13 protein-coding genes are annotated in these 14,565 nt (G+C 60.1%); 10 read left to right on the top strand and 3 right to left on the bottom strand.

Annotation, left to right across the window (positions count from 1 at the left end; genetic code table 11):
* The first annotated feature begins 325 nt into the window (after nucleotides 1-325).
* From JD971_RS06450 to JD971_RS06440, 3 genes are all read left to right on the top strand, one after another.
* Nucleotides 326-1,501, top strand: a complete 1,176-nt coding sequence (locus tag JD971_RS06450) for an acyl-CoA dehydrogenase family protein (protein WP_202086770.1) — start codon at nucleotides 326-328, stop codon at nucleotides 1,499-1,501.
* Nucleotides 1,502-1,548: 47 nt separating this feature from the next.
* Nucleotides 1,549-3,735, top strand: a complete 2,187-nt coding sequence (locus JD971_RS06445) for a CoA transferase (RefSeq protein ID WP_202086768.1) — start codon at nucleotides 1,549-1,551, stop codon at nucleotides 3,733-3,735.
* Nucleotides 3,736-3,844: 109 nt separating this feature from the next.
* A complete protein-coding gene (locus JD971_RS06440) occupies nucleotides 3,845-5,104 on the top strand; it encodes a cytochrome P450 (RefSeq protein WP_202086767.1) in 1,260 nt (419 codons plus the stop codon).
* Nucleotides 5,105-5,120: 16 nt separating this feature from the next.
* Here JD971_RS06440 and JD971_RS06435 read toward each other — a convergent pair whose 3' ends face one another.
* Nucleotides 5,121-5,852, bottom strand: a complete 732-nt coding sequence (locus JD971_RS06435; protein ID WP_202086766.1) for an enoyl-CoA hydratase/isomerase family protein — start codon at nucleotides 5,850-5,852, stop codon at nucleotides 5,121-5,123.
* Nucleotides 5,853-5,999: 147 nt separating this feature from the next.
* Between JD971_RS06435 and JD971_RS06430 the strand changes: the two genes are divergently transcribed.
* Nucleotides 6,000-7,154 (top strand): acyl-CoA dehydrogenase family protein, encoded by a 1,155-nt coding sequence (locus tag JD971_RS06430; RefSeq protein ID WP_202086765.1) that lies wholly within the window; start codon nucleotides 6,000-6,002, stop codon nucleotides 7,152-7,154.
* Between the two features lie 7 nt (nucleotides 7,155-7,161).
* Here the strand turns inward: JD971_RS06430 and JD971_RS06425 are convergent, their stop codons facing one another.
* Nucleotides 7,162-7,683: a MarR family winged helix-turn-helix transcriptional regulator gene (locus tag JD971_RS06425; protein WP_202086764.1), complete on the bottom strand. Its 522-nt coding sequence runs from the start codon at nucleotides 7,681-7,683 to the stop codon at nucleotides 7,162-7,164.
* Between the two features lie 200 nt (nucleotides 7,684-7,883).
* Here JD971_RS06425 and JD971_RS06420 point away from each other — a divergent pair, with 200 nt between their 5' ends.
* From JD971_RS06420 to JD971_RS06400, 5 genes are read left to right on the top strand one after another with little or no spacing between them, the layout of a single operon-like run.
* On the top strand, nucleotides 7,884-9,023 hold the full coding sequence (locus JD971_RS06420; protein ID WP_202086763.1) for a hypothetical protein: 1,140 nt from the start codon (nucleotides 7,884-7,886) through the stop codon (nucleotides 9,021-9,023).
* A 47-nt stretch (nucleotides 9,024-9,070) separates the two neighbouring features.
* Nucleotides 9,071-10,123 (top strand): phosphotransferase family protein, encoded by a 1,053-nt coding sequence (locus JD971_RS06415; RefSeq protein ID WP_202086761.1) that lies wholly within the window; start codon nucleotides 9,071-9,073, stop codon nucleotides 10,121-10,123.
* A gap of 14 nt (nucleotides 10,124-10,137) precedes the next feature.
* On the top strand, nucleotides 10,138-10,611 hold the full coding sequence (locus JD971_RS06410; protein WP_202086760.1) for a hypothetical protein: 474 nt from the start codon (nucleotides 10,138-10,140) through the stop codon (nucleotides 10,609-10,611).
* Entirely contained in the window at nucleotides 10,608-11,828 is a 1,221-nt protein-coding gene (locus JD971_RS06405; RefSeq protein WP_202086759.1) for a phosphotransferase family protein, read from the top strand. The genes JD971_RS06410 and JD971_RS06405 overlap by 4 nt, the downstream gene beginning before the upstream one ends.
* Nucleotides 11,825-12,604 carry an enoyl-CoA hydratase/isomerase family protein gene (locus tag JD971_RS06400; protein WP_202086758.1) on the top strand — a complete coding sequence of 260 codons (780 nt, stop codon included), beginning with the start codon at nucleotides 11,825-11,827 and terminating at the stop codon, nucleotides 12,602-12,604. Before JD971_RS06405 ends, JD971_RS06400 begins: the two co-directional genes overlap by 4 nt.
* A gap of 33 nt (nucleotides 12,605-12,637) precedes the next feature.
* Here JD971_RS06400 and JD971_RS06395 read toward each other — a convergent pair whose 3' ends face one another.
* On the bottom strand, nucleotides 12,638-12,952 hold the full coding sequence (locus JD971_RS06395; protein ID WP_202086757.1) for a non-heme iron oxygenase ferredoxin subunit: 315 nt from the start codon (nucleotides 12,950-12,952) through the stop codon (nucleotides 12,638-12,640).
* On the opposite strand from JD971_RS06395, the gene JD971_RS06390 reads away from it, so the two are divergent.
* The gene (locus tag JD971_RS06390) at nucleotides 12,878-14,560 is read left to right on the top strand and encodes an AMP-binding protein (protein WP_371809720.1); all 1,683 of its coding nucleotides are present in this window, start codon (nucleotides 12,878-12,880) and stop codon (nucleotides 14,558-14,560) included. The two genes, JD971_RS06395 and JD971_RS06390, sit on opposite strands and share 75 nt — an antisense overlap.
* The last annotated feature ends 5 nt before the right edge of the window (nucleotides 14,561-14,565 follow it).

Here is a 14,565-nt window from a genome sequence, read left to right as displayed (position 1 = left end):
GATGCGTTTCCCCCTATTTGGGGAGCACGAGCTTGTGCGGCTTCGTTTCTTGGAACCCGAACGCAATCTGCTTTGACGGTGCCGCGAAAACATGGGCGACGTGGTCCGAACGGCAGCGTCAGGGAGCCTCCCGTGCCGACCGTTTCACAGTGGCTGCCGCGTGCCGGGAGAGGCCGAATACGAAGGTTCATAGCCGGACAATCGGTTGCACGATGCACAGTCCGGATTGCGAAAGTGACGGGATCGATGAACCGATTGCATTTCCGGCGTTGCTGAATTACCAGCTTATCATTAGCATGCGAACAGAATGATAATGGAGAAGAGGGTGCAAAATAGTTTCCAGAAACTGGACCCCGTCAACTGGGATACGGAAGACAGTCCGTATGGCGAGGAAATGGAAATGTATCGCCAGACCGTGCGCACCTATTTCGAGCGCGAGGTCGAGCCTCGCTATCGCGAGTTCGAGGAGAAGGGCGTCCCACGCAATGTGTGGCGCAAGGCGGGCGAATACGGCATTCTCGGCGCCACGATCCCGGAGGAATATGACGGACCGGGGGCCAACCGGATGTCGATCATGGTGGCGGCCGAAGAGCTTGGCTATGCTCCGTCGGGGGCGACGGCAGGGTCGTTCATCGGCACGGATATCTGCACCAACTTCCTCGTGGAGTTCGGTACCGAAGAACAGAAGCGCAAATATTTCCCGGGTATTCTGTCGGGGGAGGTCATCCAGGCCATGGCGATGACGGAGGCGGAATCGGGTTCGGACGCCTTTGCCGCGCGAACGACCGCCGTGCGCGATGGCGATGATTACGTCATCAACGGCTCCAAGATCTATATCTCGAACGGCTCGAAGGCAGATCTGATATTTGCCTGCGTCAAGACGGATCCCTCGCAGCGCGCCAAGGGGATGAGCATCATCCTGGTCGAGGGCGATACGCCCGGGCTGACCCGGCGGCGCATGATCACGCAGGGCTACAAGGGCGGCGATACCGGGGAACTCTACTTCGACGACGTGCGCGTTCCCGTTTCCAATCTGCTCGGGGAGGAGAACAAGGCGGCGTCGGTCTTCGTCAATACGGTCGCGCTGGACCGGCTTCAGATCGTGGCGCGATCGATCGGCGCCGTACAGCGCGCGTTCGAAATGACCTTGGAGCATTGTCAGAACCGCAAGCTTTTCGGTCAGCGCCTGATCGATTTCCAGAACACGCAATTCGTGCTGGCCGAAATGGAAATCGAGATCCGGGTCTACCGGGCATTCTACAATTCGTTGCTTCGCAAGGTCGCCGACGACACCATTACCGATGCGGAATCCTCGATGGCGAAGGTCTGGCTGTGCGAACTGGAATTTCGCGTTCTCGATCAGTGCGTCCAGCTATGGGGCGGACAGGCATGGATGGACGATCATCCGATATCACGCATGTTCACGGCGGCCCGGGTCCAGCGGATGTTTGCCGGTGCAAGCGAATTGATGAAAGCGACCATCGCGCGTCGATATGTGTGAACGCGACGACGAGGAAAACAGGCTGAGCAAGAGGGTGTGGATCTGTAATGGAAAATGAACTGCTGGCGAGTCTGACCGTCGTTGATCTGGGGTTTGGGAAGGCGCCGGCGCTGATCTCCCGCCTGATGGCCGATCTGGGCGCGCGCGTTATTCGCGTGGAACCGGAGGGCGGCGATCCTTTCGCCTCCGTCTATCCCGCCTATAATTACTGGCGCTCCGGCATGCGAACCGCTGCTCCGGACGAGTTGTCCTCGTTGCTGGAGCAGGCCGATGTCTGCGTTATCGGCGGCGAGGATCACCCGGCCATCCCCCGGCGCAACGATGCTGCGTCCTTGTCCCGGAGCCATCCCGCGCTCATCGTGCTCGACATCGAGCCGGGTCCGCCGGGTACCGATTACGCCGGTCCGGCGAGCGAGCTTCTGGGGCAGGTGCGGTCCGGGCTGGTATGGGAGCAGGAACCGGGAAAGCCCATTATCAACACGTTCGACCCGGCAAGTTATGGCGCGGCCCTGATGGGGCTTTCGGGCGTGCTCGCCGCCCTGATCGAGCGAGAGGCATCGTCGACCGGACAGGTTGTCAGCACGTCCCTGTTTGCCGGCGCGCTGGCATGGATCGGGACGTATTGGGCCGAGCTCGAAAAGCCGACGCCGATGGCCGATTATGTCATTCCGCGCGGCGTTTACCCGCTGATCTTTCGTACGCGCGACGACAAGTTCATCCATATGGCGATTGGCGGCGCGGGATCGAAATACAAATTCTATAAGGCGCTCGAAATCGATGACCCGAGCGTAAAGCCGACCGATAGCGGGATGCCGCAGCCGGGGGCGAGCCGAAAGGATTTCTTCGGCGATTTCGATCTTCTTGCCGAACATGTCGCCAAGAAGGATCAACATGAAATCCTTCAGCGGATATGGGACGAGGGCGTCCCGGCAGAGGCCGTCTTGCAGCCGGGCGAGTGCTGGGACGATCCGCAGATCCGCGATAATGCGATCATCCGGACCGAAGACGACGGCACCCGGCGTGTGGGCGTGCCTTTTCGTGCGGAGCGTCTGGGTACGGCCGCCGAGCGCAAGGGGAAGGCCGGCAAATCGCCACTCGAAGGCTATCGGGTCGTTGACCTGGGGGCCTTTGTCGCCGGGCCGCTGACCGGCGTTTTCCTCGCCGATCTGGGGGCGGACGTCATCAAGGTCGAAGCCAAGCAGGGCGATCCCAACCGTGCAATCTTCAAATCGTTCAGCCTCGCAAACCATGGCAAGCGCGTCATCGGCATCGACATGAAGAACCCCGAAGGACTCGATCTGGTCAAGGATCTGGCAGTCAGGGCGGACGTGGTCATGAACAATTTTCGTCCCGGCGTGTCCGAACGGCTTGGCGTCGATCCTCAAAGCCTGAGCACCATCAATCCCTCGCTCATTGCCGTGGAGGCGCCGGCCTTCGGCAAGACCGGGCCGCGCGCGATGCGGGCCGGATTCGACATGGTCATGCAGGCATGGGTCGGGCACGAGGCGAAGGCCGCCGGCAAGGGCAATCCGCCCCGCTGGAACCGCACCAATCTTGTCGATATCGCCGCGGGCATGATCGGTTCGGTCGCTGTGCTGTCGGCGCTGTATCACCGCGAAAGGACGGGAAAGACCGTTTCGCTTGAATCGCCGCTTTGCAACGCGGGCATCTATACGCTGTCGGAATTGATAAGGCACGACAACGGACAGTTCGAAGGCGTTCGCATCCCCAGCTCCAGCCTGTCGGGCTATCACCCGGCGGAAGCGCTTTACGAAGCAAGTGACGGATGGGTGGCGATCGTGGCCCGCGGCCAGTCAGCGGCGCTTCAGTTGCGCGCCGGGCTCGGACTGGACGACGCGCTTGGCGACGATGTTGCCGGCTGGGACGAGCCGGAGGAAAAGATCATCGCCGGGCGTGTGGCGCGCTGCTCGGTCGAGGAGCTCGAGAGCCTGTTCGAAGGCACCGATGTCTGGATCGAAGAGACCAGAGACGACCGGGAGGCAGTGATCCTCTCCGATCCGAAATTGCTGGATCTGGGGATCGTCAGGGTCAGCGAGCATGAACAGTTCGGGCGTATACGCGAGCCAGGCGCGATGGTGCGCATGTCGCGATCGGCCATCGGCAACGCCCGCCCGGCCCCCGTGCCCGGTCAGCATACAAGAGAGATCCTGCAGGACATCGGTGTGCAGCCCGGCCGGATCGAAGCGCTTTACGAAGACAAGGTGGTCACCTGAACGGTGCCGCGATGTGCGGCCATCGGCGTTTCGAATACGCAGATACCGCACATTGGCGTTCGAAGAATTGCCGAAACAACTGCAATCGAAACGCAGGGAAGAGGATGAAATGATGGATATACAATCGCTTGAAAAGCCGCACGATGTCGATTTGACCAACGACCCCCGCGATCGCGGTGAAGACATGATCGTCGATCTCGATCGTATCCGGCGGGAAGATCCGGTTCACTGGAGCGAAGCGTCGCGCTGCTGGTTTCTTACGCGCCACGACGATGTGGTCGACGCGTTTCAGCGCAAGTTGCCGCTGACCAATGACGGGCGCATGTTCCCGGTCTTTCATCTCATTCCCCCCGAGGAATGGGACGAACGTATTCCCACGCTTGTCAAATATTCGGAACTGTGGATCACGAGTTCCGAAGGAGAACGTCATGCGCGGCTGCGTTCGCTCATGATGAAGGCGCTCAATCGCAAGATCGTGGAGGCTTTCCGCCCGCATGCCCGGCAGCGGGCCGAGTTTCTGGTCGACGTCATGTGCGAGGAAGGCGAGATCGAATTCAACGAGCAGATTTCGCGCGCGATGACAGGAGATGTGCTTTTCAAGCTGCTCGGCATGCCGGATGACCATCTCGACCATCTGCGCGACTGGGCCACCTGGCTCATGGAGGGCGTGGGCGCGGCCGTGCCGACACCTGCACGGCTTGAAAAGGCCAATCTGGCGCTGGAGAAGATGAATGAGGTCGTGGCGGTCGAACTCGACAAACGCCGGACGAACCCCGCCGAAGATTTCCTGACCGGACTGCTCCATGCCAGCGAGGGCGAAGACCGGCTGTCCTATGACGAAATTCTTGCGCAGATGCATGTCGCCATTGTGGCGGGTCACGATACCACGATGAACACGCTCACCCTGTCGGTCAACGCCTTGGCGCGGAACCGGGATGCCTGGCAGTATGTCCAGCAGAACCAGGACAAGATGCTCGATATCGTGACCGAGTTGCAGCGCCATGTGGCGATGGTTGGCGGGCAACCCCGCCTGGTCGCGGAAGATTTCGAGATTGGCGGCAAGCAGATCAAAAAAGGCGAAATGGTCGCCGTGCTCATCGCGGCTGCCAATCGCGATGAAAGCGTATTCAACAATCCCGGGGAACTGGACTTCAGCCGCGACAATCGCAAGTCGATGACGTTCGCACCAGGCGTCCATTTCTGCCTCGGACATTTCCTCGCCAAGATGCAATTGACAGAATTTCTCGGCGCCATGGCCCGGAAGATCGAGACGATCGAGGTGCTTGACGAAGATCTCGATTTCCTGCCGGTCTGGGTCTTTCGCGGCGTTTACAAGATGAATGTCCGTGTCACGCCGCGTGCGGCGTGACACCCGTTCGTACCGCTCAGCACCCCTTGAAAACGGGAGCGCGCTTTTCCGAATAGGCCCTTACGGCCTCAAGGAAATCGTGCTGCGCGGCGACCTCGCGAATGGATGCAATCTCTGCATCCATGGCCTCGGGCAAGCTGCGGTGCAGGCCGTCCCGCATGAGCCGCTTGGCATTTTTGGTGGCCAACGGGGGCAGGGAGAGGAGGCGACCGATCGTCTCCTCGGTCTGCTCCTCGAGGGTGTCGTCCGCCACGACCCAGTTTGCCAGTCCGTAGGCCTCTGCGGTGGCGGCATTGATTCTCTCTGCAAGGAGGCACATCTGAAGCGCGCGGGACAGGCCGATCTTGCGGGGGAGCGCCCAGCTCTCCCCATGATCGGGAGTGTGCCCGAGCCGAAGCTGGGGCAGTGAGAATTTCGCGGTCTGCGACGCTATCACCAGATCGGCCATCAACACCAGTTGCAGCGCCACGCCGATGGCATGTCCGCGGACACTTGCGACGACCGGCTGGGGCAGGTCGGCACATGCCAGTGACATCGGGCGCGAAAGATTCTCGACGGCCTCAGACACCGCGGCTGCACGCTCGTCCCGATCGGCTGACGCCATCGTTGCGATATCGCCCATGTCCCCGCCTGCCGAAAAATTCGCGCCTTCGCCCCGGATCAGCACGACACGGCAATCGTTTCGCGTCGCCAGTTCGGTGAAAACCCGGGTCATCTGTCCGACCATGGCTTCGTTGATGGCGTTCATCCGGTCCTACCGGTCAAATGTCAGCGTGGCCACGCCGCGCGCATCGAACTCAACCTTAAGAGCGTCACTCATATCAATCTCCCGCTTGCATTCCATAGATAATCTTGCAAACAGTATGGTAGCGAATGAATTTGGGGAAGGGTCGATATGCCGCTGGATTACGATCAGACGCTGTTTGGCGACGAGCATGAGATATTTCGGCGCAGTGTCCGGCACTTTTTCGAGACGCAGGCCGAGCCTTTTTGCGAGGAGTGGGACGCGGCGCATTCGATACCGCGCGCATTCTGGCGCAAGGCGGGTGAGGCCGGCATTCTGGGCATTGGTGTGCCCGAAAGTCTCGGCGGTCCCGGCGGCGATTTCATGCACCGGATCGTCATTGCACAGGAGATGGGCTATTCGATTGCCGGCGCCAGCATCGGGCCGGCATTCCAGCGCGACCAGATGTGCGAACAGCTCATGGATTTCGGCAGCGACGAACAAAAGCAGCGCTACCTTCCCCGAATGGTGAAGGGCGAGTGCCTCATGGCATTCACCGTCACCGAACCCGATTCAGGGAGCGACCTTTCGCAAATCCGCACCACGGCCCTGCGGGATGGCGACCATTGGGTAATCAACGGGGCCAAAACCTATATTTCGGGCATCGCCGATGCCGATACGTTCATGGTGGCCTGCAAGACCGATCCGGAAGCCGGCGCACGCGGCATTTCGGTCATTTTCGTCGATCGTGATACGCCGGGACTGAATATCGGCCGGACGTTGAAGAAAATGGGCTGTCATGCGTCGAACAATGGCGAATTGTTCTTCGACAATGTGCGTGTGCCCGCGAAGAACCTGTTCGGGCCGGAGAACGGCGGCTTCAAGGTCCTGGCGCTCAGTCTCAACCGCGACAGGTTGATGTGGAGCATCATCAGCCATGCCGCCGCGACGCGCGCTTTCGACCTCACGCTTGCGTTCGTCAAGAATCGCAAGGGTTTCGGGCAGACGATCTTCGATTTCCAGAACACGCAGTTCAAACTGGCCGAGATGTACGCGGAGCTGATGGTCGGACAGGCGTTTATCGATCGCGCGTTGCAAACCTATCTGCGCAAGGGCGAAGTCGACATGATGGAAGCGACCGTCGCGAAATTATGGCTGCCGGAAATGGAGGGCCGTGTCATCGATCAATGCGTCCAGTTGCACGGGGGCGCAGGCTACATGGACGAATATCCCATATCGCGGCTTTATACCGCGGCGCGGCTTCATCGCATTTTTGCAGGCACTACCGAAATCATGCGCTTGCAGATCGGACGCTCGCTTCGCTAGCGTGAGGTCAGGCGGCTTCGGACGATGTCTCGGTAATGTTTTCGATCGGACCCACACCCTCTTCGGGCGCCTTTCCGCTTTTTACGGCATTGTCCATCGCAATCAGCCGCTGTTTCATCTTGCTGAGGATTTCCTCGGCGAAGGTGATTTCCTCATTCGTGAGATCGCAATAGATCGCATCGTTGAGCTTCTTGCCGCGAGAGGTCATCTTGGTCAGGATCCGCTTGCCCTGGGCCGTCATCACGATCCGCTTCGCGCGGCGATCGACGGGATCCGCCAGCCGCTTGATATGGCCCGCCGCCTCCAGCCGGTCGAGCAGACCGCCGAGCGCGACCTTGCCGATATCGAGCACATTCGCCAGCTCGGTCTGCTTCATCTCCAGATTCTGGTGCCGCGCAAGATTGGACAGAACCCACCATTGCGATCGCGTGATCCCCATGGGCTTGAGTGCCTTGTCGATAATCGTGCGGCGGAGGCGCGAAACGTCATGCACCAGGAAACCAAGTCTGAACGGATGTTCTTCGGGCATTTGACCCTCATGGAAATGAAATCCTGCTTATCGTCCCTTATTGAACAGCATGTCAATGTATTACGCCATTCCTAGATTATCTGCTTGTGAACCATAAGGATGCGAACATTATTGACCTGCCGAACTTGCAGCCATATGGTTCGATGCAAGATGCCGCCCGTCGGTAAGGCAGTCGGTAAGGCAAGGGAGAGTTTAAACAGGTGCTTACTCCATTGGATGAAACCCTGCACCATCAGGCGTCACTGACGTTCGATTCCGTCGATTCCACCGACCATCGCTTTTATGACAGGCAATTGATCGGTGGGTTCCGGAAGGATGGCGAGGTCGCGTTCCTTTGCGGCATCACGATCTTCAAGAACATGAACGTGATCGAAGGTTTCGCCATGGTGCAGCACCGCGGCGCGCGTCAGTACAACGTCCGCTTCACCCGCCAGCTGCGTCCCATGCCCGACAGCGATGCGCGGATCGGGCCGCTTTCGATGGCGGTCGAACAGCCCTTCAAGCAATTGCGCTGGGTTCTGGAAAGCGGCGAATATCCTGTCTGCTTCGACATGCGCTTTGCCGCGGTCCTCGAACCGCGGCTGGAGCATCCGCATGTATCGCGCGGCGATGGTCGGCTCCACACCAACTATCTGCGCTATAACCAGCTTGGCCGGATCGACGGGTCGCTGACCGTTGCCGGTGAGACGATCACGGCGGAGGACTGGTTCGGCTGGCGCGACCATAGTTGGGGCGTGCGGCCGGGCGTGGGTGGTTTTGAACCCATGACAGGTACGGCAAGCGCGGGTGGAGTCGCCTCTGCGTCGCGCACCGGGGGCAAGGGCCTGTTCCTTGTCCACGCGGGTTTCCGGGCCGGAGATCTTGGCGGCGCAATCCAGCTGATCGAGGACGGAGAAGGCCACAGGCTCTATACCGAGGGTGAAATCCGCGAAGGCACCGCGGGTCCGGTCGAGGTGACCGAGCTGGAGCACGACGTACGCTTCAAGCCGGGGACGCGCGTTTTCGATACGATCGCGCTGACCCTTGGGCTGGCCGACGGACGCAGCATGGTGCTCGAGGCGCAGGCGGTGGGCCGGCCGTGGGTCTATCGCGGCGGCGGTTTCGACAGCGGCTTTTCCGATGGGCAGGGGCAGGGGGTCTGGCGATCGCGTGATCTCGCGATCGAAATCGACGAATACGATATTTCCGACCCCGAAGCCGTCGTCATGCCGGATGGCTCGACAGCCAGACCCAAGCATCGCGAACAACTGGCGATTTGCACGATCAATGGACAACGGGGCGCGGCGTACATCCCCATGTTCGTCATCGGCCCGCAGCCCCGCTTCGACTTACCCGATTGAGATCGGGCGGCCTCCAGCAGGCGACACAATAAAACAGGGAAATGGATGTGATCGAAAAGGGCCCCTTACAGGATTATCTTTCCGCCCATCTCGGCGCCAACGTGGAAGTGGACCGGTTCGTCCGGACGTTTCCGGGCATTTCGCGCGAGACGTTCCTCGTGTGGACGCGCGAAAGCGGGGGCGAGGGGGGATATGTCTTCCGTACCGACGCACTTGGCGGTCCAATCTGCCCGGTGCCGTTGGAATATGAATACCGCATCATGAAAGGGCTGTTCGGTACGGATGTTCCGGTGGCCGAACCGCTGTGGTTTGATGCCGCACCAGACATCACGCAGGGACGTCCCGTGATGGTCCGCCGGCTCACAGAAGGCAGCAACGAATTGCCTGGCCTCTATGATGACGGCGAAAAGGCGGCCGCGCGCCGTCAGCGTGTCGCATTCGAGCATGCCGAAAAGCTGGCCGCGTTGCACAGGCTGGACCTCGAGGCGAACGGCTTTGCCGATTTTGTCGACGTGCCGCCTTCGCCAAGCGCCTGCGCGCGTACCGACTTCAATCGCTGGAACCGGATTTTTCGCGAAGTGCGCACCGATCCGTTTCCGCTGCTCGTGGAGGCGGCGCACTGGCTGGAGGAGCATCTCCCCACCCAAGCCCCGCGCGTGTCATTGTGCAAAGGCAATAATGGCATGGGCGAGGAGATCTGGAAGGATGACAGGATCGTCGCGCTTTCGGACTGGGAGCTCGCCTTTGCCGGCGATCCGGCACAGGACTGGGCACTGAGTCAGGGCATGCTGACGCTCGGCGATGCCGATGCGACGCTGCGTCATTACGAAGATGCTGCAGGTTTCGAAATCGACCGGTCGAGCCTTGATTTCTACCGGGTGTGGGAAGTCTGGAAAGCGGTGCCCACGCTGAACAATGGCTTGCGGCCCTTTTTGTCAGGTGAAAATCCTCGGGTGCCACGCCTCACGCTTGGCTTTAGCCGGGTGAAATTGTTCGAACAATTGCTCGGCATGATGATCGGAAAGCCGATCGAAGAGGCGGCACGGATCGTCGAGCAATGGCGCAAGAGCCCATACCGCCCCGAAAGCGCTGCAAACTGAACGGAGTGTTCACCATGATGCCGACAACCCGAGAGGTCATTGCCTCGATGCAGCTCGCCTTAAAGGAGCATGTGGAGCCGCAACTGACTGATAAATGGGCATCGAGCGCGCTGCGCAGCGTGGATGCCTTGCTCAATCACCTGCAGGCGCGCGTTCCGGTCGAAGGCCCGATGCTGCACGAGGATAGCGCGGACCTCCTCCCGATTCTTCAGGCCGCGAAAAACGCAACGGAGGCGGCCATCCCGGCGCTGGATACGTTCCTGTCGGACGCGCCCGACGTGCTGCGGGGCTACGCCAGCGTCGAACGCCTGCAGGCCATCAACCATACCGGGCGGGAAGCGGTCGGTGTGCTTCTGGAAAATGCGCAGGGTGCCGAGGGGAACGAACGGCTGATGCAGGTGCTCAACGATCTGAAGGCCTACCTGCGGCGTCACGCCGAGCGGGAAAGCGCCTTCTTCTTCCCGGTCTTCGTCGGGAGGCCCGTGTGAATGATCCCCTCCTTGGCGCAAAATTGCGATCCATCTTCGATGCGGTGCGCGCCGATCTCAAGCCGGAACTGACCAGCCCCAACGCGCAGCTGCGCTGTGAGCTGATCGAAATGCTGCTGGCCCGCCTGTCGGTCGAAGCGGATGCCGATCCTGTCGTGCAAGGCGATGTCGAGGCAGAAGCCCTGACCCGCAATGCGATCGAGGACGAGATACTCGCTGTCCTTGCGGCGCCTGTGGAAACGAGGGGATCGGCCAAGGAACTTTCGGTACCTCCCGAGACCTTCACCCGCTGGCTTGCCGATCATGGAATTTCCGGCACGGTCTCAAAAGTGAGCATCGTACCGGGCGGCCGTTCGAAGGGGACGCTGCTGCTCGATCTCGACAATGGCCAGGACCTGGTCGTTCGGCTTGATTTCAGCTCGGCTGTGACCGGAACCTCGGTCGTCGATGAATATCATGCGATTGCCGCTGTTCATAAGGCCGGGCTGAAGGTGCCGCGGCCCCTGGCAATCGAAACCTCCGCCAATGTCATCGGCGGCCGGTTCATCGTGTTCGAGCGGGTTCCCGGTAAGGCGATGGGCACGCTGTTCGCCAGCGATGCGAGTCCGGAATTCTGCAAGGATTTCGCCGCAACGCTCGCCCGGATGCACAATTTCGACATCGATGGGTTGGGGCTTTGCGATAAGATCGAATTCGGGTCTGTCGAAAATCCGGTCGCCGGCCTGTTGGCCAAGCGCGAAAAGGAATATCGCGACGGCGTCGTCCCCACACCGCTCATCGATGCGGCATTCGCGTGGCTACACGCGGAGCTGCCTCATCTGGGCATTCACCGCCAGCTCGTCCACGGCGATGCCGCGCTGCATAATACGATGGGTGAGGGGGATCGTCTGACCGCTTTGCTCGACTGGGAATTCGTCCATGCCGGCGATCCTGCCGAGGACCTCGCCTATTGTCGTTTTCTCATCGAAAAAATCCTGCCTTGGGACGAATTCATGCAGGCGTATTACGATGCGGGCGGCCCGCATATTTCGGATCGGCGCATGGCGTTCTTCACCGTATGGCGGACGCTGACGCTTTCTGTCTGGACCGGCATGGCGCGCGGCACGTTCGATCGCGGCAAGGATCGCGATCTGCGGGTCGCGGCGATCGGCCATAATACCATGCCGCGACAATTGCGAGCGTTGGCCAGTGATCTTGCGAGGGAGATGACGAAATGAGCGATGCGCTGATTTTCGAAAAAGACGGGCCGGTCGTTCGCATCACCATCAATCGTCCCCATGCGATGAATGCGATGAAGAATGGCATGTGGGAAAGCATCGGCGATATGCTGCGCAGCATCGAATTCGACCGTACCGTCCGGGTGGTTCAGATTAGCGGTGCGGGCGACAATTTCTGCGCTGGCGGAGATGTGAAGGAGTTTTCGCAGACGCTGGGCATGGACGACGTCGAGCGCGCGAACCACTGGATGACCAGCGGGGACAAGGGCAATCAGATGTTCGCCATCATGGAGCGTATTCCGCAGCCGGTGGTCGCCAGGGTGCGCGGTATGGCGGCAGGCGGCGGTCTTGCGATCGTGTCGGCCAGCGACCTTGCCATCGCGGCCGACAATGCGCGCTTCCTTGCGGCACAGATCCGCATCGGCGTCATTCCCGACTCGGCGCTCAGCTATAATCTCGTGCGCAATGTCGGCCCCAAGCGCGCCAAGGAAATCTGCTATCTCGGCGATATCTTCGATGCCGCCACGGCCAGAGACATCGGCCTGATCAACCGCGTCGTGCCCGAGGAAGAGCTTGATCAGGTGACCGAGGAGATCGTGCAGCGACTGGCCGCGACACCTCAGGAAGCGCTCGGCAGGACCAAGCGGGCCATGAATATCGCCCATCGCATTTCGGTGCAGGACCACCTTGCGCAGGAAACCATCGATATCGGCGCGGTGGTTTCCCACCCGGACTATGCAGAGCGCGTGACCGCCTTCATGACCCGCAAGGGCTAAGGCGCCAGAAACCGCGGATCCGGGTGGGGCGCGTCATTCGACTTCGACGAAAACCTCGTCACCGCGTATCTCGGTCTTGTAGGTCTTGATAGGCTCGAAGCAGGGATGCCGGCAGGCTTCGCCCGAACGTATGTCGAACGCCCCGTCGTGCCAGCTGCATACGACGACACCTTCGTCGATATAACCGTCCTCGGACAGGCTCGCCTCACCATGGGTGCACGTATCCGATGTTGCGAACACCTCTCCGTCGACAATGTAAAATGCCATCTTCTCATGGCCTTCGATCTCAACGAGCAAAATCTCGTCTTCTTCCAGATCGTCCAGATTGCAGGCCTTGACGAAACCCATCAAATCATTTCCTTTGCACCTAATAAGCATCCGTACGGTAATCGATGCAACTGCCACAATCCAGAGGTGATGTCCATGCAGCAACATCCACGACGCTGGGCGTTGGAACAACCGGATCGCATTGCGATCTCCTATCCTTCGCTGGACGTCAATATCAGCTATCGCACCTTGGACGAGCGCGCCAATAAGGCGGCCCATTTCATGCGTGCCCAGGGGCTGGAGCGGGGCGACAATATCGCGTTGCTGATCGAAAACACGCCGGTTTTTCATGAAATCTGTTGGGCGGCACATAATGCGGGCCTGTATTACACGGCGATCTCCTGGCGCTTTCGTAGCGATGAGATCATCCACATCTTGAAGAACAGCGGCGCGCGGATCCTTTTTTACACGGCACAGCAACGCGAAATCGTCGCGCAGATAAAGGGCCGACTTGCCATCCGTTTTGTCGATGTCACCGACCAGACCTATTGCGATGACCTCCCGGCAAATCCGATCGGCGATGAAAGCCGGGGGTCGGACATGCTTTACTCATCCGGCTCCACCGGCATGCCCAAGGGTATAAAGCAAATCCTGCCGGATAGTTCGATCGACGGCCTGTCGAAAATGTTTGCGGTCTATGCCGATCGTTATGACTGGAACGAAGAAACCGTCTATCTCATGCCATGCCCCATCTATCATTCAGGGCCGATGCGCTTCACGATGGCGATGCAGCATATTGGCGCGCGTATCGTCATTATGGAAAAATTCGATGCGGTCGAGGCGCTTCGCCTGGTCGAGAAAGAGCGGATCAACTGGGCGCATTGGGTGCCGACGATGCTGGTCCGGATCATGAAACTGCCCAAGGCCGTGCGCGATGGTTTCGATCTGTCCAGCCTGCGCGGTATCGTGCATGGCGCGGCACCGATCGCCCCGGATATCAAGCGGCAGGCCATCGAGTATTTCGGACCCATCCTCGAGGAAAGCTATGGGGGCACCGAGGGCAATGGCCTCACGCTCATCAGCTCGCACGAATGGCTGAACCACCCCGGTTCGGTCGGGAGGCCATTTCTGGGATCGATCCACATTCTGGACGATGCGGGGCGCGAATTGCCGGCGGGCGAAATTGGTACGGTATGGTTCTCGGGCGGGCCGGAATTCGAATATCATGGGCAGCCGGATCGTACGCGAGAGGCTTTCGACACGACGGGTCGCAGCACGATTGAGGATGTCGGCTATCTGGACAAGGATGGCTATCTCTATCTGACCGGACGATTGAAGAACATGGTGATTTCCGGCGGCGTCAACGTCTATCCGCAAGAGGCGGAGAATGCGCTGATGCTGCATGACGGCGTGGCCGATGCCTGTGTGTTTGGGGTGCCCGATGATGACATGGGCGAAGTGTTGCATGCCGCGATCCAGCCGCTCGACCAGACGGCAAACCGCGAAGAGCTGGAGGCGGATCTGCGACGCTGGTGCAGGAGCAGGCTTGCATCGATCAAACTTCCACGCAGCTATGAATTCCGGGAAACGCTGCCACGTCACGATACCGGCAAGATCTATGTCCGGCACCTGAAGCGCGAATGGCTCGTCGAGCGGGCGGGTGCAGGCCGGCACGCCGCCCCGGAGTAATATCG

The sequence above is a fragment of the Croceicoccus sp. YJ47 genome, from assembly GCF_016745095.1.
In the GTDB taxonomy this organism is placed as follows: domain Bacteria; phylum Pseudomonadota; class Alphaproteobacteria; order Sphingomonadales; family Sphingomonadaceae; genus Croceicoccus.
This window is presented reverse-complemented; position numbering and strand designations above follow the sequence as displayed.